The sequence below is a fragment of the Desulfovibrio legallii genome, from assembly GCF_900102485.1.
GTDB classification, from domain to species: Bacteria; Desulfobacterota; Desulfovibrionia; order Desulfovibrionales; family Desulfovibrionaceae; genus Desulfovibrio; species Desulfovibrio legallii_A.
On record NZ_FNBX01000001.1, the window covers coordinates 234,076 to 251,667 of the forward strand.

The 17,592-nt window shown below is 64.1% G+C and carries 15 protein-coding genes, 4 tRNA genes and 1 other RNA gene; all 20 read right to left on the minus strand.

Annotated elements, in window-relative coordinates; translation table 11 throughout:
- Positions 1-31 precede the first annotated feature (31 nt).
- The 20 genes from rpoB to BLS55_RS01110 all read right to left on the minus strand — a co-directional run bounded on the left by rpoB (position 32) and on the right by BLS55_RS01110 (position 17,561).
- Positions 32-4,168: a DNA-directed RNA polymerase subunit beta gene (gene rpoB, locus BLS55_RS01015; protein WP_092152464.1), complete on the minus strand. Its 4,137-nt coding sequence runs from the start codon at positions 4,166-4,168 to the stop codon at positions 32-34.
- Positions 4,169-4,583: 415 nt separating this feature from the next.
- Positions 4,584-4,967 (minus strand): 50S ribosomal protein L7/L12, encoded by a 384-nt coding sequence (rplL, locus tag BLS55_RS01020; protein ID WP_092152465.1) that lies wholly within the window; start codon positions 4,965-4,967, stop codon positions 4,584-4,586.
- Positions 4,968-5,011: 44 nt separating this feature from the next.
- Complete coding sequence (gene rplJ / locus BLS55_RS01025) at positions 5,012-5,536, minus strand: 50S ribosomal protein L10 (RefSeq protein WP_092152466.1); 525 nt, start codon at positions 5,534-5,536, stop codon at positions 5,012-5,014.
- Between the two features lie 177 nt (positions 5,537-5,713).
- Positions 5,714-6,421 (minus strand): 50S ribosomal protein L1, encoded by a 708-nt coding sequence (rplA, locus tag BLS55_RS01030; RefSeq protein WP_092152467.1) that lies wholly within the window; start codon positions 6,419-6,421, stop codon positions 5,714-5,716.
- Between the two features lie 185 nt (positions 6,422-6,606).
- Complete coding sequence (rplK, locus tag BLS55_RS01035) at positions 6,607-7,029, minus strand: 50S ribosomal protein L11 (RefSeq protein ID WP_092152468.1); 423 nt, start codon at positions 7,027-7,029, stop codon at positions 6,607-6,609.
- 115 nt (positions 7,030-7,144) lie between these two features.
- Entirely contained in the window at positions 7,145-7,717 is a 573-nt protein-coding gene (nusG, locus tag BLS55_RS01040; protein ID WP_092152469.1) for a transcription termination/antitermination protein NusG, read from the minus strand.
- Positions 7,718-7,725: 8 nt separating this feature from the next.
- Positions 7,726-7,965: a preprotein translocase subunit SecE gene (gene secE, locus BLS55_RS01045; protein WP_092152470.1), complete on the minus strand. Its 240-nt coding sequence runs from the start codon at positions 7,963-7,965 to the stop codon at positions 7,726-7,728.
- A gap of 21 nt (positions 7,966-7,986) precedes the next feature.
- A tRNA-Trp gene (locus tag BLS55_RS01050) sits at positions 7,987-8,063 on the minus strand.
- Between the two features lie 42 nt (positions 8,064-8,105).
- Positions 8,106-8,255 carry a 50S ribosomal protein L33 gene (gene rpmG, locus BLS55_RS01055; protein WP_092152471.1) on the minus strand — a complete coding sequence of 50 codons (150 nt, stop codon included), beginning with the start codon at positions 8,253-8,255 and terminating at the stop codon, positions 8,106-8,108.
- Between the two features lie 4 nt (positions 8,256-8,259).
- Positions 8,260-9,453: an elongation factor Tu gene (tuf, locus tag BLS55_RS01060; RefSeq protein WP_092152472.1), complete on the minus strand. Its 1,194-nt coding sequence runs from the start codon at positions 9,451-9,453 to the stop codon at positions 8,260-8,262.
- A gap of 212 nt (positions 9,454-9,665) precedes the next feature.
- Positions 9,666-9,741, minus strand: a tRNA-Gly gene (locus BLS55_RS01065).
- 98 nt (positions 9,742-9,839) lie between these two features.
- Positions 9,840-9,925, minus strand: a tRNA-Tyr gene (locus BLS55_RS01070).
- A gap of 47 nt (positions 9,926-9,972) precedes the next feature.
- Positions 9,973-10,048 (minus strand) — tRNA-Thr (locus tag BLS55_RS01075).
- A gap of 127 nt (positions 10,049-10,175) precedes the next feature.
- Positions 10,176-11,033, minus strand: coding sequence for a peptide chain release factor N(5)-glutamine methyltransferase (gene prmC, locus BLS55_RS01080; RefSeq protein ID WP_092152473.1), 858 nt, complete (start codon positions 11,031-11,033; stop codon positions 10,176-10,178).
- Positions 11,033-13,582 carry an endopeptidase La gene (gene lon, locus BLS55_RS01085; RefSeq protein ID WP_092152474.1) on the minus strand — a complete coding sequence of 850 codons (2,550 nt, stop codon included), beginning with the start codon at positions 13,580-13,582 and terminating at the stop codon, positions 11,033-11,035. The genes prmC and lon overlap by 1 nt, the downstream gene beginning before the upstream one ends.
- A complete protein-coding gene (locus tag BLS55_RS01090; protein ID WP_092152475.1) occupies positions 13,579-14,295 on the minus strand; it encodes a JAB domain-containing protein in 717 nt (238 codons plus the stop codon). Before BLS55_RS01090 ends, lon begins: the two co-directional genes overlap by 4 nt.
- Before the next feature lie 82 nt (positions 14,296-14,377).
- The gene (locus BLS55_RS01095; RefSeq protein ID WP_092152476.1) at positions 14,378-15,382 is read right to left on the minus strand and encodes a DNA polymerase III subunit delta; all 1,005 of its coding nucleotides are present in this window, start codon (positions 15,380-15,382) and stop codon (positions 14,378-14,380) included.
- 231 nt (positions 15,383-15,613) lie between these two features.
- Positions 15,614-15,699: signal recognition particle sRNA small type (ffs, locus tag BLS55_RS01100), an RNA gene on the minus strand.
- Between the two features lie 30 nt (positions 15,700-15,729).
- The gene (locus tag BLS55_RS01105; protein WP_092152477.1) at positions 15,730-16,593 is read right to left on the minus strand and encodes an amidohydrolase family protein; all 864 of its coding nucleotides are present in this window, start codon (positions 16,591-16,593) and stop codon (positions 15,730-15,732) included.
- 2 nt (positions 16,594-16,595) lie between these two features.
- Positions 16,596-17,561 carry a D-2-hydroxyacid dehydrogenase gene (locus BLS55_RS01110; RefSeq protein WP_092152478.1) on the minus strand — a complete coding sequence of 322 codons (966 nt, stop codon included), beginning with the start codon at positions 17,559-17,561 and terminating at the stop codon, positions 16,596-16,598.
- Positions 17,562-17,592 lie beyond the last annotated feature (31 nt).

Sequence of the window (17,592 nt, forward strand, 5' to 3'; positions counted from 1 at the left end):
GGCCGCCGCAGGGCGGCCCCCGGCAAATGCCTTAGCCCTCGGTTTCACGCTCCTGGAAAAACTCCTGGCGTCGGGGCTTTTTTTTGCCTTCTTCCTGGTGCAGGGTCACGTTAAGGCCAAGGCTCATCAGCTCTTTGACCAGCACGTTGAAGGATTCGGGCAGGCCGGCCTCCAGGAAGTTGTCGCCCTTGACGATCTTTTCGTACATCTTCACGCGGCCGGTCACGTCGTCGGACTTGACGGTGAGGAACTCCTGCAGGAGGTACGCCGCGCCGTAGGCTTCCAGGGCCCAGACTTCCATTTCGCCCAACCGCTGGCCGCCGAACTGCGCCTTGCCGCCCAGGGGCTGCTGGGTGACCAGGGAGTAGGGGCCCGTGGAGCGGGCGTGGATTTTTTCGTCCACCAGGTGGTGCAGTTTGAGCATGTACATGACGCCCGTGGTCACCCGGTTTTTAAAGGGCACGCCCGTGCGGCCGTCGTACAGGGTGGTCTTGCCGTCGTTGGCCATGCCCGCCTTGTCCATCCAGCCCCAGATTTCCTCTTCGGTGGCGCCGTCGAAGACCGGGGTTTTGGTGACAATGCCGTTGCGCAGTTTGCGCACCGAGGCGGTAAATTCCTCGTCGTCCATGCTGTCCACCAGGGCGTTGATCTCTTCAGAGGCGAAGACGTCTTTCACCTCGTTGCGCGCCACTTGCATGGCCGCGCCGGAATCCACCAGCTCGGCCAGCTGACGGCCCAGCTCCTTGGCGCCCCAGCCCAGGTGGGTTTCCATAATCTGCCCGATGTTCATACGGGAGGGCACGCCCAGGGGGTTGAGCACAATATCCACGGGGCGGCCGTCCGCAAAGAAGGGCATGTCCTCTTCCGGCAGGATGCAGGAAACCACGCCCTTGTTGCCGTGGCGGCCGGCCATCTTGTCGCCCACGGAGAGCTTGCGCTTGATGGCGATGTGGACCTTGACCATCTTGATGACGCCGGGGGGCAGGTCGTCGCCTTCGGTGACCTTTTCGCGCTTGGAATCGTAAACGGCCTTGAGGTATTCCACCTGCTGGTCGTAGGCTTTGAGCTGCTCGGCCACCTGGTCGTTCACTTCCTTGCTCTTGAAGAGACCGGCCAGCTTTTTGACCGGAATCTGGGCCAGGGCATCCTCGGTGAGGGCCGCGCCCGCCTCCAGCAGCACTTCGCCCTTCTTTTTGCCGGGCAGGGAGGCGGCGATCTGCTTGCCCAGCACATGCGGGGTCAGCAGGGCGCGGGTGCGCTCGCCAAGGGCGCGCATGTGGTCGGCTTCCTTCTGGTCCAGCACGCCCGTGTCGTGGGTCTCAATGGCCAGGGTGCGCTCGTCCTTTTCGCCCGAGCGGCGGTTGAAGACCTTGACGTCAATGATGGTGCCTTCCACCCCCGGAGGAACCTTGAGGGAGGTGTTTTTCACGTCCCTGGCCTTTTCGCCGAAGATGGCCCGCAGGAGTTTTTCTTCCGGCGTGAGCTGGGTTTCGCCCTTGGGGGTGATTTTGCCCACCAGGATATCGTCGGGCTTGACGGCCGCGCCGATGCGGATGATGCCGCTTTCGTCCAGGTTGCGCAGCATGTCTTCGCTGACGTTGGGAATATCGCGGGTGATTTCTTCCGGCCCCAGCTTGGTGTCGCGGGCCACCACCTCAAATTCCTCAATATGGATGGAGGTGAAGACGTCCTCCTTCACCGTGCGCTCGGAAATGAGGATGGAGTCTTCATAGTTGTAGCCGCACCAGGGCATGAAGGCCACCACCAGGTTTTTGCCCAGGGCCAGCTGGCCTTCGTCGATGCCGGGGCCGTCCGCCAGGATCTGCCCCTTTCTGACCTTCTGGCCGGGGTGGCAGGTGGGCTTCTGACCGAAGCAGGAGTTCTGGTTGGACTTGTGGAACTTGAGCAGATCATAGGCGCGCACGCCGCCCTGCTTGGGGTAGAGGGCACCCTCGTAGGCCACCACAATGCGGTCGGCGTCCGCGTACTGCACCACGCCGTCGGCCGGGGCCACTACGCAGGCGCCGGAGTCTCGGGCCACGTCCACTTCCATGCCCGTGCCCACCAGGGGCTTTTCCGAGCGCAGCAGGGGCACGGCCTGGCGCTGCATGTTGGAGCCCATGAGCGCGCGGTTGGCGTCGTCGTGCTCCAGGAAGGGGATGAGCGCTGCAGAGATGGAGACCATCTGGCTGGGCGAAATGTCCATGAGGGTCACTTCTTCGCGCGGGCGCATTTCCACCTCGCCCTTGACGCGCACGGTGACAAATTCGTCCAGCAGGTTCCCCTGGGCGTCCAGCCGGGCGTTGGCCTGGGCTACTACCTGGTCGCCTTCGCGGCTGGCGTCCAGGTGCACCACCTCGTCGGTGACGCGGCTTTCGCGCACCACCCGGTAAGGGGTCTCAATGAAGCCGAAGTCGTTCACCTTGGCAAAGGTGGTCAGGGAAACAATCAGGCCGATGTTGGGGCCTTCAGGCGTTTCAATGGGGCAGATGCGGCCGTAGTGGGAGGTGTGCACGTCCCGCACTTCAAAGCCCGCGCGCTCGCGGGTCAGACCGCCGGGGCCCAGGGCCGAGAGACGCCGCTTGTGCGTCACCTCGGAGAGGGAGTTGGTCTGATCCATGAACTGCGAGAGCTGCGAAGTGCCGAAAAACTCTTTGAGCACCGCCGCCACAGGCTTGGGATTGATGAGGTCGTGCGGCATGAGCGTGGAAATTTCCTGCAGGCTCATGCGCTCCTTAATGGCGCGTTCCATGCGCACCAGGCCGATGCGGTACTGGTTTTCCACCAGCTCGCCCACCAGGCGCACGCGGCGGTTGCCCAGGTGGTCGATGTCGTCGGCCGGGCCGTGGCTGTCCTTGAGCTGCACCAGCACTTTGATGGCGGTGAGGATGTCGTTGTCCGTAAGGGTGCGGGTGTCCGCGGGCTCATTCAGGCTCAGGCGCTGGTTGAGCTTGTAGCGGCCCACGGGCGAGAGGTCGTAGTAGTCCGCATTGCGGAACAGATTGTCGAAGAAGCTGGCCGCAATTTCAGCCGTGGGCGGGGAGGAGGGGCGCAACCGACGGTAGATCTCCTCCTGCGCGCGCTGCTGGTCGGGGATGCGGTCCAGGGCCAGGGTGTCGCGGATGGAGGAGGAGGCGTCCGTGCCCTTGGTGTGCAGCACGGCCAGGCGATGGATGCCCGCCTCGCGCAGACGATCCAGCAGGCCGGGGGTGATTTCGTCCGCCGCTTCGGCCAGCACTTCGCCGGTTTCGGGATTGGCCACGTCCTCAGCCAGGAACATGCCGTCCAGGGCGTCGGGGCGCACTTCAATGGCCTCAATGCCCGCCTCGCAGATCTGCCGCCAGCCGCGCTTGGTGATGGGCTTGCCGGCGCGCACGATGACGTTGCCGTCGGGCGCGGCAATGTCGGCGTAGGCGTTGTCTTTGCGGTAGAGATCCTTGCGCACTTCCCAGAACAGGGCGTTGCTCTGCTCCAGCCGGTAGTGCTCGGTGATGTAGAAGTACTCCAGGATGTCCCGCTTGCTCATGCCCATAGCCTTGAAGAGGATGGTGGCGGGCATTTTGCGGCGGCGGTCAATGCGGACGTAGAGGATGTCCTTGTGGTCAAAGTCGAAGTCCAGCCAGGAACCGCGCATGGGGATGACCCGGCAGGAATAGAGCACCTTGCGGCTGGTGTGGGTTTTGCCGCCGTCGTGCTCAAAAATGATGCCGGGGGAGCGCTGGAGCTGGTTGACGATGACCCGCTCCGTGCCGTTAATAATGAAGGTGCCTTTCTCGGTCATGAGGGGCAGGGTACCGAAGTAGATGTCCTGCTCCTTAATGTCCCGGATGGTGCGGTTGCCCGAGGCTTCGTCCGTATCGTAGACCACCAGGCGCACCTTGATGCGCATGGGGGCCTCGTAGGTCAGGCCCTTGGAGATGCACTCGGCCTGGTCGTACTTGGGTTCGCCCACCTCATAGCTGACAAATTCCAGGCTGGCGGTCTTATTGAAGTCTTCAATGGGGAAAACGGTGCGGAACACGCCTTCCAGGCCTTCGTCGGGCCTGCGGTCCTTTTCCGGCACGCCTTCCTGGAGAAATTTCTGGTATGAATCTATCTGCAGGTTGAGCAGATGGGGAATAGGGAGGGAAACCTTGATTTTGCCGAACTGTTTGGTGAGCTGGCCCATGGGTACCTCAAGTAGGTAGGCGGTTGCGCCCCGGCGTGCGCATCTGCGCTCATGGCGACGCCGGCGGGCAAAAAACGTGCGTTTACGACACCCTGAAAGCGTAAAGGCACGGCGTGGAAGGTGATTTGCACCGGCAGAGGCGAAAAAAACCCATCCCTGTCTGCGCAACAGGGTTTGGGTTTGGGCGTTCGCCTTAAAATATGTTCCGATGCAGCGTATTGTAAAGAATCAGAAACGAAGCCTCCCGCATCGTCATTGAAAGGGGATACATAATCGAAAAAATTACGCTTGGCAAGGTTTTTTTGCAAATATTTTTTTGCGCGTCCGGCAAACAAGGCTTCAGGCGGCCGCGCCCCCGCAACAAAAAGGGCGGAGCCGCGCGGCCCCGCCCCAAAGATTCCGGTTTGCGCGGAACCTACTTGATCTCCACAGTGGCGCCGGCCTCGGTAAGCTGCTTCTTGGCTTCCTCGGCTTCGTCCTTGGAGACGGCTTCCTTGAGGGTGGAGGGGCAGCCGTCCACCTTTTCCTTGGCTTCTTTGAGGCCCAGGCTGGTAAGGGCGCGCACCACTTTGATGACCGCGATCTTGTTGGCGCCGGCTTCCTTCAGCACCACGTCGAACTCGGTCTTTTCTTCGGCGGCCTCGGCAGCGCCGGCGGCCGGAGCGGCCATAACCATGGCGGCGGCGGGGGCGGCGGCGGAAACGCCGAACTTCTCTTCCAGCTCTTTAATGAATTCGGAAAGTTCAAGCACCGTCATGTTGGAGATGAATTCAACAACTTCTTCTTTGGTAATGGCCATGACATGTCTCCTGAATAAATTGGCTTGGCTGCGTTGCGGGGGCCTTAGGCGGCCTTGCCTTTCTGCTCTTCAATGCCCTTGAGGGCGTAGAGCAGGCCGCGCAGCAGGTTGGCAAACAGCGACACAAAATTGGTGGGTACGGCGTTCATGGTGCCGAGCAGCTGACCAAGAAGCTGTTCCCTACCGGGCAGCTTGGCCAGGGCGTCAATCTGGGCGGCGTCAAGCGCCTTGCCGTCCAGGCTGGCGCAACGCAGCTCAAAGAGCTTGCTCTGCTTGGCAAAATCGCTGAGCGCCTTGGCCACCGCCACCGGGTCGTCGTACCCAAAGGCCACGCCGCAGTTATCGTGGAACTTGTCCTTGATAGCGGCGTGCGTGCCGTCGGTCAGAGCAATACGGGCCAGCGTGTTTTTGACGACGTGGTATTCGCCGCCAGCCTTGCGCAGGCTGACACGCAGGTTCGTCAGCTCTTCCACCGACATGCCCTTGAAGTCCGTGAGCACCGCAAAGGAAGCCCTCTCGGCGCGAGCCTTGATGGCCTCAATAACGGCGGCTTTTTCAGACCTGTTCACGTGATACCTCTCACGTTGGGGTTGCCAGGTGGAATGCCGAGCCAAAGAAGAAGCGTCTGGGCAGGCAGATTAAGGGGTTGCCCCCGCCTACCGTCTTCGACTCGAAATCCCGTTCCTCAGACAGTGCGTCCCGCAAGACCGCGGACAAACCGCAGGGCCGGGGGCGCTCCTGAAGGTTTAGCCTTCAAGAAATTTTTTGACCTGGGCCATGTCCACCTTGAAGCCGGGGCCCATGGTGGTGGAAACGGCCATGGAAAGCATGTAGGAGCCCTTGGCGGCCGAAGGCTTGAGACGGTTGACGGTCTCAAGCAGGGCCTTGAGGTTGCCCAGAATTTTTTCAGGCCCGAAGGAAACCTTGCCCAGGGGCGCGTGCAGCACGCCGGCTTTGTCCACTTTAAAGTCCACGCGGCCGGCCTTGAGCTCATTGACGGCCTTGGTCACGTCAAAGGTGACCGAGCCGGTCTTGGCGTTGGGCATGAGCCCGCGCGGGCCCAGCACACGGCCGATCTGACCCACAAGGGCCATAACGTCGGGCGTGGCCACGGCGGCGTCAAAGTCGAGCCAGCCTTCCTTGACCTTGGCCACCAGGTCTTCCGCGCCAACCGCGTCCGCCCCGGCCTCGCGGGCCTCGGCCTGCTTCTCGCCCTTACAGAACACGGCCACGCGCACGGTCTTGCCCAGCCCGTGGGGCAGGGTGACGGCGCCGCGCACCATCTGGTCGGAGTATTTGGGGTCGACGCCCAGGCGGATGGCCACGTCCACAGTTTCGTCAAATTTGGCGAACGCGGCGGCCAGAGACTTGCTCACAGCGTCTTCAATGCTGAAACGCTCCTGAAGGCTGACGCCTTCAAGGGCTTTGCGAAATTTTTTGCCATGGTTGGGCATGGGATAATCCTTGTCGTTTGCATCTCCTGCCGGGGCCCGACTGCACGGGGCCGGCAGTACAATTGATTCCAACGAGGGCGGGCCGCAAACTTCCGACGTTCTTCGCCGGCGCGTCCGCCGCCACAAGGCCGTTGCGCCGCGCTGCAAAGGGGAAGCGCCGGCGGCGCTCCCGGCGGCACGCGAGCTTACTTGATGTCGATGCCCATGCTGCGAGCCGTGCCCGCAATGGACTTGACCGCAGACTCAAGGCTGGCGGCGTTGAGGTCCGGCAGCTTGACCTTGGCGATCTCTTCCACCTGCGCGTGGGTCAGGCTGCCCACCTTGTTGCGGTTGGGTTCGCCGGAGCCCTTCTCAATCTTGGCGGCCTTCATGATCAGCACGGAAGCCGGGGGCGTTTTGGTGACGAACGTGAAAGAGCGGTCAGCGTACACCGTGATGACCACAGGGATGATCATGCCCTTCTGGTCCTGGGTGCGGGCGTTGAACTCTTTGCAGAAGCCCATGATGTTCAGGCCGTGCTGGCCCAGGGCCGGACCCACCGGCGGCGAGGGATTGGCCGCGCCGGCGGGAATCTGCAATTTGATTTTGGCAACTTCTTTTTTGGCCATGTGCGTAATCCTTCATCGCTGCTGTGGCGCGGGCAGGCCCGCGCGGGCAGGTCATTAAAGAGCCGGGCGCGCGCAAGGGAAGCCTTGGCGGAACACCCGGGCAAAAGGGGCCGCGTTATCCTTTGGAAACCTGCACGAAATCCAGCTCCACCGGCGTTTGCCGGCCGAAGATGGATACAGAGACGCGCAGTTTCCCCTTGTCGTAATTCACGTCTTCCACCACGCCGTTAAAGCCGCCGAAGGGCCCTTCAATAACCCGCACTTCGTCGCCCCGGTCAAAATTGAACTTGGGCCGCGGGGTTTCCTTGCGGGTTTCCATCAGGGCCAGAATGCGCTCGGCCTCGGCATCGCGCATGGGGGTAGGACGGTTTTTGCCGCCCACAAAGCCGGTCACCTTGGAAATGGACTGCACCAGGTGCCAGGAAAGGTCGGTCATGACCATGCGCACCATGACGTAGCCGGGGTAGAACTTGCGCGTGGAGGTGCGCTGCTGCCCGCCCTTGGTGGGCTCAATAACCTTTTCGGTAGGCACCACCACCTCTTCAATCAGGCCCTGGTCCTGCCCCGTGCGGCGCAACTCGTTAATGGTCTTCTGCACGCGCTGCTCGAAGCCCGAGTAGGTGTGCACAATATACCAGCGAGCTTTTTTGGAAAGCTCGGAAGTTTCGTCGATAACGGGTTCTTTCATATCGGCCTTCAGGACAGTATGGTCTTGATGAGGGAGGAGAGACCAAGGTCCACCAGCCCCAGAATGACAGCCATCACGGCAACAAAGCCCAGCACGGCCAGGGTGGCCTTGCGCGTCTCTTGCAGCGTGGGCCAGGTGACCTTGCGCAGTTCGACCTTGGAGTCCTCCACATAGCGGGCAAAGCGGGCCACGGGATTGGGACCTTTGGCCGCCTTATCGTCAACGGCTTGAGCCTGTTTTTTTGCCATGGTGCGTCCGGGGATAAAAAATGGCAGGGCAGGAGGGATTCGAACCCCCAACTTGCGGTTTTGGAGACCGCCGCTCTAGCCGTTAGAGCTACTGCCCTGCGCGCCGTCCGGGGGGCTTGCCGCCCCCCGGCGGAAGAATGTTACCTGGTTTCGCGATGCACGGTGTGCTTCTTGTCCCAGGGGCAATATTTTTTCATTTCCAGCCGCCCGGTGGTGGTCTTCTTGTTCTTCCGGGTGCTGTAGTTGCGGCGCTTGCACTCAGTGCAGGCCAGGATGATGTTAACTCGCATGGCGTTACTCGATGATTTCGGTCACGACGCCCGAACCCACAGTGCGGCCGCCTTCACGGATGGCGAAGCGCAGGCCGGCTTCCATGGCGATGGGGGCGATGAGCTCCACGATGAACTGGGAGTTATCGCCGGGCATGACCATTTCCACGCCTTCAGGCAGATCGATGACGCCGGTGATGTCCGTGGTGCGGAAGTAGAACTGCGGACGGTAGCCAGTGAAGAAGGGGGTGTGACGGCCGCCTTCTTCCTTGGAGAGCACATACACCTCAGCCTTGAACTTCTTGTGCGGCGTGATGGTCTTGGGCGCGGCAAGCACCTGGCCACGTTCCACGTCGTCACGCTTGGTGCCGCGCAGAAGCACGCCGATGTTGTCGCCGGCCTGGCCCTGGTCAAGCAGCTTGCGGAACATTTCCACGCCCGTGCAGGTGGTCTTCTGGGTGGGCTTGATGCCCACGATTTCCACTTCGTCGCCCACCTTGATGACGCCGCGCTCCACACGACCGGTCACCACGGTGCCACGGCCGGAGATGGAAAACACGTCTTCAATGGGCATCAGGAAGGGCTTGTCGATATCGCGCACGGGCTCAGGAATGAAGTCGTCGCAGGCCTGGAGCAGGTCCAGGATGCACTTGGCTTCGGGGGCGTCGGCGCTGTCGGCTTCCAGAGCCTTGAGGGCGGAGCCGCGGATGACGGGCACGTCGTCGCCGGGGAAGTCGTAGGAAGAGAGCAGCTCGCGCACTTCCATTTCCACCAGCTCCAGCAGCTCTTCGTCGTCCACCAGGTCGCACTTGTTCAGAAAGACCACCAGCTGGGGCACGCCCACCTGACGGGCAAGCAGGATGTGCTCACGGGTCTGGGGCATGGGGCCGTCGGTGGCGGCCACCACCAGGATGCCGCCGTCCATCTGGGCGGCGCCGGTGATCATGTTCTTAATGTAGTCGGCGTGGCCGGGGCAGTCCACATGCGCGTAGTGGCGCTTGTCGGTTTCATACTCCACGTGGGCCGTGGAGATGGTGATGCCGCGTTCTTTTTCTTCGGGGGCCTTGTCGATTTCGTCATACGAAACGAAGTGGCCCTCGCCCTTGAGGCCGGCGATCTTGGTGATGGCGGCGGTGAGGGTGGTCTTGCCGTGGTCGATGTGGCCGATGGTGCCGATGTTTACATGGGGCTTTTTGCGCTGAAATTTTTCCTTGCCCATTGTACGTCTCCCTGGAGAAAAAAGTTTTGCGTTTTACCTGCGTTACACTGATAAATCCGGGTTCGCGCGTGCTGTAACGCCTGCTCCTCGCGTAACGGCTGCGGCAGGGGGCAAGGCCGTGAGGGCGGCCCGCTGTCCGCATTCAGTCCCTGGACACCAGGGAACGTGCATTGGCGGACAAGATGACTGAAGGGGGGCAGGACCGGCAGGAATGGAGCGGGAAACGGGATTCGAACCCGCAACCCTCAGCTTGGAAGGCTGATGCTCTAGCCGTTGAGCTATTCCCGCACGTTACCGTAGTACCCCGACAGGCTTCCTGTCTCCTACAGCCAAGGCAGTTTTTGTAACCACCCACCTACCGTCCCTCAGGGGAAGCGGAAAAGTGGTGGTGGAGGGGGGTGGATTTGAACCACCGAAGTCTTACGACGACAGATTTACAGTCTGTTCCCTTTGGCCACTCGGGAACCCCTCCACAGAGCTTGGCAAAGACCGGCGTTCCGATCTTTGTTCTGCTTTTTGTGGAGCTGGCGATGGGACTCGAACCCGCAACCTGCTGATTACAAATCAGCTGCTCTGCCAGTTGAGCTACGCCAGCGGCAACACTGCTTCTTAGCCATTTCCCCCCTGCTTGGCAAGCAAAAAATGCATTTTGCGGCAATTTTCTGTTTGCGGCGCACCGTGCCTGGGGGCGGCCCTCCGCGACGGACGCGGAAAAACGAGCGTTACCCTATGCCCTTTTGGCCGTAAGTGCAACGGTCCAGCCCGGCCAGATCCTGGCGCGTAGCCGGGGCGGCAAAGCCCGCTTCCCGCAGCAGGGCCTGCACGCAGGGCCCCTGGGCTGCCCCGTGCTCCAGCAGCACGAAGCCGCCTGGACGCAGGGCCCGGGCCGCGGCCAGGGCAACGGCCCGCAGGTGGGCCAGGCCGTTCTCCGGCGAAAAAAGGGCCGTGTGGGGCTCAAAACGCAGTACGGTCTGCATGACCTGGGGACGCTCCGCCGCGGCCACATACGGGGGATTGCTTACCACCAGGCCGCAGCTTTCGGGCTGCAGGGGCGCGGCGAACAGGTCAGCCCGCACGGGGCGCACCCGGTCCGCGAGCCCCAGGCGCAGGGCATTGGCCTGGGCCACGGCCAGAGCCGCCGCGCTCAGGTCCAGGGCCAGGCCCCGCCACAAGGGGCGGCTGTGGGCCAGGGTCAGGCCGATGCAGCCGCAGCCCGCGCCCAGGTCCGCAAAGCGGAGCGCCGTGTGCGGGTCGGGCAGGAGCTCCAGGGCCGCGTCCACCAGCAGCTCCGTTTCCGGCCGGGGGATGAGGGTTTGGGGCGCGACCAGGAAGTCCAGGCCGTAAAATTCTTTGTGTCCAGTGATATAGGCCAGGGGTTCGCCCGTGGCCCGACGGTCCATGAGGGCGTCCAGGACGGCCAGCTCGCCGGCGGTCAGTTCCCGCTGCGCCGCTAGCACGCACTCCAGGCGGCTGAGGCCCAGGGCTGCTTCGGCCAGGGCCTGCGCGCAAAGGCGGGGGCTGTCCGCCCCCGCCTTGTGCAATCGTCGGCCCGCCAGGACCAGGTAGTCGCCCAGGCGCACTAGGCCTCAGCGCCTTCCCGCCGCCGCGCCGCCGCGGCGGCTTTGGCCTTGGGGGCGCGGGCGGCCTTGGCCCCGCCGGTTTTGGCGTCGGGCGCGCCGCCGGTTATTTTGGCGTCCTCAAAGACCAGGGGCGGCAGCTCGTCGTAGTGGTGTACGGGGTGCACGCTGATGCGCCGGAGCAGGTCCTTGGGCACGTCTTCAAGATCCTTTACGTTCTGGTAAGGGATGACCACATGCTTGAGGCCGCGGGCCACGCCCGCCAGGATTTTTTCCTTGATGCCGCCCACAGGCAGCACCCGGCCCTGGAGGGTGATTTCGCCGGTCATGCAGAGGTCGGCGCGCACGCGGCGGCCGGTGAGGGCCGAGATGAGGGCCGTGGTCAGGGTGACGCCCGCCGAGGGGCCGTCCTTGGGCGTAGCGCCCGCGGGCACGTGCACATGGATATCGTGCTTGCTTACGAAGCCGGGGTCCACGCCCAGCTCGTCGGCCCGGCTGCGGATGTAGCTCAGGGCGGCCTGGGCGCTCTCCTTCATAACGTCGCCCAGTTGCCCTGTAAGAGTGAGGCCGCCCTTGCCCTTCATGACCGTGGCCTCTACGGTAAGCACCTCGCCGCCGGCCGGGGTCCAGGCCAGGCCCAGAGCCATGCCGGGCAGGAGGGTTTTTTCCTTTTCATCCTCTATGAAGCGCGGCGCGCCCAGGATTTTTTCCACGTCCGCCGCGCCCACTTTGAAGGGGCCTTTTTCGCCTTCTGCCTTGCGGCGGGCCAGCTTGCGGCAGATGGAGGAGAGCTCGCGCTCCAGATTGCGCAGCCCGGCCTCGCGGGTGTATTCGCGCACCACTTTGACCAGGGCCGCGTCGCTCAGGTTCACGTCGCCCGCTTCCAGGCCGTTTTCCTCAATTTTTTTGGGCAGCAGGTGCTTGCGGGCGATTTCGGTCTTTTCCTGCAAGGTGTAGCCGGGCAGGGAGATGACCTCCATACGGTCGCGCAGGGCCGCCGGGATGGTATCCAGGTGGTTGGCCGTGCAGATGAACATGACCTTGGAGAGATCAAAGGGCACGTTCAGGTAGTGGTCGCTGAAGGTGTAGTTCTGTTCCGGGTCCAGCACTTCCAGCAGGGCGGAAGAGGGGTCGCCCCGGAAATCTGTGCCCAGTTTGTCCACCTCGTCCAGGACCATGACGGGATTGCGCGTGCCGGCCTGCTTGAGGGCCTGGATGATGCGTCCGGGCATGGCTCCGACGTAGGTGCGCCGGTGCCCGCGGATTTCGGCCTCGTCGTGCATGCCGCCCAGGGAGAGCCGCTGGAATTTGCGGCCCAGAGCCCGCGCGATGGAGCGCCCCAGGGAGGTTTTGCCCACGCCGGGAGGGCCCGCAAAGCAGAGGATGGGGCCTTTGGACTGCGGGTTGAGCTTGCGCACGCTCAGAAACTCCAGGATGCGGTCCTTGACCTTGTCCAGACCGCAGTGGTCCGCGTCCAGGATTTCCTTGGCGTGGGCGATGTCCAGCCGGTCGCGGGAGAGCTTCTTCCACGGCAGATCCACCAGCCAGTCCAGATAGGTGCGCACCACATTGGCCTCGGAGGAGTCGGCGTGCATGCCGGAGAGGCGGCGCAGCTGCTTGTCCGCCTCTTTGCGGACGTCCTTGGGCAGGCCGGCCTTGTTCAGGGCCTTGCGCAGGTTTTCCAGGTCTTCTTCGCCCTCTTCGTCCTTGTCGCCCAACTCATTGCGGATGGCCTTGAGCTGCTCGCGCAGGAAGTAGTCCTTCTGCGCTTTGTCCATGCCTTCGCGGGCGGAACTCTGGATGCGGGCCTGCACGGTGGCCACCTCCACCTCGCGCTGGAGCTGGGTGTTGACCAGCATGAGGCGCTCTATGGGGTCTTCCGTTTCCAGAATGCGCTGGGCCTCGGCGGTTTTGAGGCGCATGTTGGCGGCGATGAGGTCCGCCAGGCGGCCGGGGTCGTCCACGCCCTGCAGCACGGCCAGCACGTCCGGCGAGGAAAGCCCGCGCAGGGTGAGCACCTTTTCGCTCTGCTCCCGCACGGAGCGCAGCAGGGCCTCCACCGTGGCGTCGGTAACGGCCGTGCGTTCGCTCATGGTGGCGATGCGGGCTTCCAGGTAGGGCTCCACCCGGCTGAAGGCCTCCACCCTGGCGCGGCTCACGCCCTGCACCAGGATTTTGACGCGCGAGTCGGGCATTTTGAGCATGCGCATGACCTGCACCACCGTGCCCACCTGGTAGAGGTCTTCAGGCCGGGGGTCTTCGGTGCCCTCTTCCTTCTGGGCGCAGACCAGCAGGTGGCGGCCGTTCTGCAGGGCCGCGTCCACAGCGCGCACGGATTTTTCCCGCCCGATGAACAGGGGCAGGATCATATAATTAAAGATGACCACATCGCGCACGGGCAGCACGGGCAGCACGTCGGGCACGGCCTGCGCGGCCGGGCCGCCTTCGTGCTCGTGCGTCTCGGGCGCAACGGCTTCACGTTCCGGCGTCGCGTCCGCGTCGGGCGTCTGGCCGGTGGGCGTCAAAGTGGTTTTTTCGTCAAAATCGCTCATGTATAACTCCCCGACTGCAAGCGTATCCGCTGCGATTGCGTGATGCTGTAGCAGTCTCCCTCAGTGACGATAACATGGTCCAGGAACCGCAGGCCCAGGCGCGGGGCAAGCCTTTGCAGTTCTTCCGTCAGCAGTTTGTCGGCCTGCGACGGCAGGGCGTGCCCGCCGGGATGGTTGTGGACCAGGATGATGCCGCTGGCCTTGCGGGTGAGGGCCGCCTCCAGCACGTCCCGCGGGTAGAGGGGCACCTCCGCCACGCCGCCGCGCCGCAGGCGCTCCCAGGCGATGAGGCCGTTGCGCTGGTCCACCAGGGCAATCCAGCACTCTTCGTGCGGGCAGCCGGCCAGTCGGGCCTGGGCCATCCCGGCCACGGCCTCCGGCGTGGCCAGCACCTCGCGCCGCCGCACCGGGGCTGCGGCGCTGCGGGCCCGCGTTTCGCGCAGCACCTGCCAGAAGGTCAGCAGGCCCGGCCCAAAGCCGGGCACGGCCAGCAGCTCGTCCGGCCGGGCGTCCAGCGCGCCCCGGATGCTGCCGAAGCGCTGCAGCAGCTCCTTGGCCAGGGGCTTGGTATCCTTGCGGGTCAGACCATAGCCCAGCAAAAGCTCCAGCACTTCGTAATCCGCCACCGCCGTGGCCTCGCGGGCCAGCCGTTCGCGCACTCTGGCGCGGTGACCAAGATACGCGGGGGGATTGGATGCCGGCTTTGCTGTCATAACATAAGCAGTTTTGCGAGGTGTGCAAGGGGCGCGCGGCGCAAAGACGCGCTGCGTCGGGGTCTCGTGTCGGTACGGCCGTTCAGCGGGGCGCGCCCGCCGGGGCCAGCAGGCCCGTGATGCGCGCGGCCAGAAAGTCCAGGCTTTGCTCCGGGCTGCGGCGGCCGCTTTTGACCTGCCATTCGGCGTCCACAATCTCGGCTAGGGCCGCGGCCAGGGTTTCCGCGCTCAGCCGCGCGGCCAGCGCGCGTTTGGCGGCGGCCTCCTTGGGGTAGAGGCGGATGTTTTCTCCGGCCTTGAGCTGCCAGAGCTGGCGCAGCTCCCTGTCCAGCAGGGCCAGGAAGGAGAAAAGCAGGCTCGCGCCGTCCTCGTTGCGGGCCAGCTCCTGCCAGAGAGGGGCAAGGTTGCCCGCCTCCATATGGCGGATGCAGGAAAAAATATTGCAGTCCGGGCTCCAGCCGCCTGTGGGGATCTGGCTCAGATCCACCTCCGGGGGCAAGGGCGCGCCCTGGGCCGTCAGCGAGGCCCGCAGCAGGAGGATTTTTTCCAGTTCGTTTTCCACGGCCCGGGCGTCGGGCGGCACGGAAGCGCAGAGCCGCTCCAGAGCGTCCGGGGCAAAGCGCAGGCCCAGGGCCTTGCCCCGCTGCACAAGGTGGCTTTTGAGGCTGTAAGGGGTGAGGCCCTCGTGCCGCCACAGCCAGTCCTGCGCCGCGGCAAATTTCAAGCAGTGCAGCTTGGCCAGGGCGGCGGGCAGTTTGGGCTGCCCTTTTTCCCAGGGGACTTCCAGGCATAAAAACGGCCAGCACTGCTCCGAGGGGCGGGCCAGGGCGCGTGAAAGTTTTTTCCACACCGCCACGGGCCAGAGCTGGGCCTGCCGCACCACCAGCGCGCGGGAGGTTCCCAGCAGGCCGGGCAGGGTCAGCTCCTCCCAGAAGGCGGCGGGCGGTTCTTCGTCGCCCCAGTAAACGCGGCGTTCCCATTGCCCCGCGCGGGGCGGATGGGCCGCCAGCAGGCGTTCCAGCCGGGCGCGCAGCAATTGGCCGTCCGGGCAGACAAGGATGGAAAAACCGGGGCGTGGGGTGCTCATACTGCCTTCAATAGGAGGAGTGTCATACGCAAAAAAGCCGCGGCAGGGGCGTAAAAACTGTCGCCGCCGTCCCTTTGTGCGGTGCTTCGCGGCAGTATAGGGCGAAACGGCCGTATGGGGAAGGGCTCTTGCCTGGGCTTGGTCGGCCCCCGGCGGCGCTGGGCGCGTCGTTGCAGGGTCGTTTTGCCCCGCAGGTAATATAAAAGCCGCAACGACGCAGCGTTGCGGCTTTCAGGGGCCGGACACCCGGCAGCGGCTGTTACCGCTGCTTCCTTTCGGACCTGACGGGGTTGGCAGTGCTGCCGCCGCCCGGCCTGGCCCTGCTTTAGCCGGTAAGGGGCTGTCTGTCAATGCCCGGCAGCCAGGGATATCCGCGTTGTCGCCGCGTCGCTTCCGGCTGCGGGCGCGCTTTGCGGGCCGAAAAGGGCCGCGGCGTTGGTCAGCAGGCGGTCCATGGCCGCATCGTTGAGGCCGGATTTTTGTTGCAGCCGGCGACGTTCGTCCAGGGGATCGTAGAGGGGCCAGTCCGTGCCGAAAAGGATCCGCTCCGGCGGGAAGGCGGCCAGCAGGCGCCGCAGCAGAAGCGGCGTGGCAAAGGGCGAAGTGCTGGAGGTATCCAGCCAGAGGTTCTCGCGCCGCCGACTGCCCAGCACCTTGAGGGAGTGGGCCCACATGCGGTAGCCGCCGAAGTGCGCGGCAATGACGCGCAGCCCGGGAAAGGCGTCCAGAATGGCGGCCAGTTTGTAAGGGCAGGAGGGCGCGCGCTCCGGGCGCATGGCGTCGCCGATGTGGATTTCAAAAATGAAATTCTTCTGGGCCGCTTCAAAGATGGGCCGCAGGCGCGGGTCGTCCAGGCGGAAGCCCTGAAAGTCCGGATGCAGCTTAAGGCCCCGGATGCCCGCGGCCTTAAGGCGATCCAGCTCTTTTTCCCACGGCGCGTAGCCGGGGTGCAGGGTGCCGAAGGCCAGAACTCTGTCCGGATGGGCGCGCTGCAGGGCCAGGGCGTAGTTGTTGGCCGGAATGACCTGGGCCGGCGCCGTGGCCGCGCAGAGCACCACGCATTTGTCCACCCCGGCGGCGGTCTGTCGGGCCAGCAGGTGGTCGATGGTGCCGTCCCCCGCGCAGGTGAGCTTGTAGTAGGCGTTGAGGTGGTCCACGGCCTTGCGCGCTATTTTGGGGTGGAAGGCGTGGGTATGGATGTCTATGTGCACGGCTATTTGACCCCGTTGACCACGTTGATGGGCGTACCGGCCTGCCAGCGGCGGATGTTTTCCGCCGTAAGGTCGATGATGTTCTGACGGGCGCGGGTGGTGGCCCAGGCAATGTGCGGCGTGATCAGCGTATTGGGCGCGGTGAGCAGGGGGTTGTCCGCCTTGGGGGGCTCGGTGGAGAGCACGTCCGTGCCCAGGCCGCGCAGCTGGCCGCTTTTGAGGGCGGCGGCCGCGGCGGCCTCGTCCACCAGGGGGCCGCGGGCCGTGTTCAGCAGAAAGCTCCCCTTGGGCATGAGGGCCAGAGTTTTGGCGTTGATGATGTGGCGCGTGCTTTCGGTAAGGGGGCAGTGCAGGGAAACCACGTTGGCGGCGGCCAGCAGATGCTCCAGCGAAGCAAAGGCGAAGGGGCTGTAGGCGGGCGGATCCTTAGGCGTGCGACAGTAGGCCAGCACGCTCATGCCGAAGGCGTGGGCCAGCTCGCCCATGCGGCGGCCGATGGAGCCGAAGCCGATGAGGCCCATGGTCAGCCCCTCCAGACAGACGGGCGGGATTTTCCAGTAGCACCAGCTGCGGCACTTGAGCCAGTCGCCTTTTTTGACGCTTGCGGTGTGCAGGCTGGTGTGACGGCAGAGCTCCAGCAGCAGCGCCATGGCGTGCTGGGCCACGTCGCTCACGCCGTAGGCCACCACGTTGCACACGGGCACGCCGCGATCGGCCAGGGCGGCAATATCCACAGTATTATAACCCGTGGCCAGCACGCCCACCATGCGCACGTCGGGGATTTTGTCCACATCGTCGCGGCGGAGGGGCGTTTTGTTGGTCAGAAGCACGTCCGCGCCTTTGGCGCGTTCCGCCAGCTTTTCCGGCGGGGTTTCGTCATAAATGGTCACCTCGCCGAGCGAGGTGACGGGGCCCCAGTCCACGTCGCCGGGGTTGAGCACAGCGCCGTCCAGGATGGTGATTTTCATAGGTCTACCCTCGGTTTGCCTGGGCAGTGTA

Coding starts and splice junctions, on each gene's coding strand:
- BLS55_RS01095 (WP_092152476.1), bottom strand. CDS start 15,382: ATGAGCACCCCACGCCCCGGTTTTTCCATCCTTGTCTGCCCGGACGGC.
- BLS55_RS01090 (WP_092152475.1), bottom strand. CDS start 14,295: ATGACAGCAAAGCCGGCATCCAATCCCCCCGCGTATCTTGGTCACCGC.
- rpmG (WP_092152471.1), bottom strand. CDS start 8,255: ATGCGAGTTAACATCATCCTGGCCTGCACTGAGTGCAAGCGCCGCAAC.
- rpoB (WP_092152464.1), bottom strand. CDS start 4,168: ATGGGCCAGCTCACCAAACAGTTCGGCAAAATCAAGGTTTCCCTCCCT.
- tuf (WP_092152472.1), bottom strand. CDS start 9,453: ATGGGCAAGGAAAAATTTCAGCGCAAAAAGCCCCATGTAAACATCGGC.
- rplL (WP_092152465.1), bottom strand. CDS start 4,967: ATGGCCATTACCAAAGAAGAAGTTGTTGAATTCATCTCCAACATGACG.
- nusG (WP_092152469.1), bottom strand. CDS start 7,717: ATGAAAGAACCCGTTATCGACGAAACTTCCGAGCTTTCCAAAAAAGCT.
- rplK (WP_092152468.1), bottom strand. CDS start 7,029: ATGGCCAAAAAAGAAGTTGCCAAAATCAAATTGCAGATTCCCGCCGGC.
- rplA (WP_092152467.1), bottom strand. CDS start 6,421: ATGCCCAACCATGGCAAAAAATTTCGCAAAGCCCTTGAAGGCGTCAGC.
- lon (WP_092152474.1), bottom strand. CDS start 13,582: ATGAGCGATTTTGACGAAAAAACCACTTTGACGCCCACCGGCCAGACG.
- BLS55_RS01110 (WP_092152478.1), bottom strand. CDS start 17,561: ATGAAAATCACCATCCTGGACGGCGCTGTGCTCAACCCCGGCGACGTG.
- secE (WP_092152470.1), bottom strand. CDS start 7,965: ATGGCAAAAAAACAGGCTCAAGCCGTTGACGATAAGGCGGCCAAAGGT.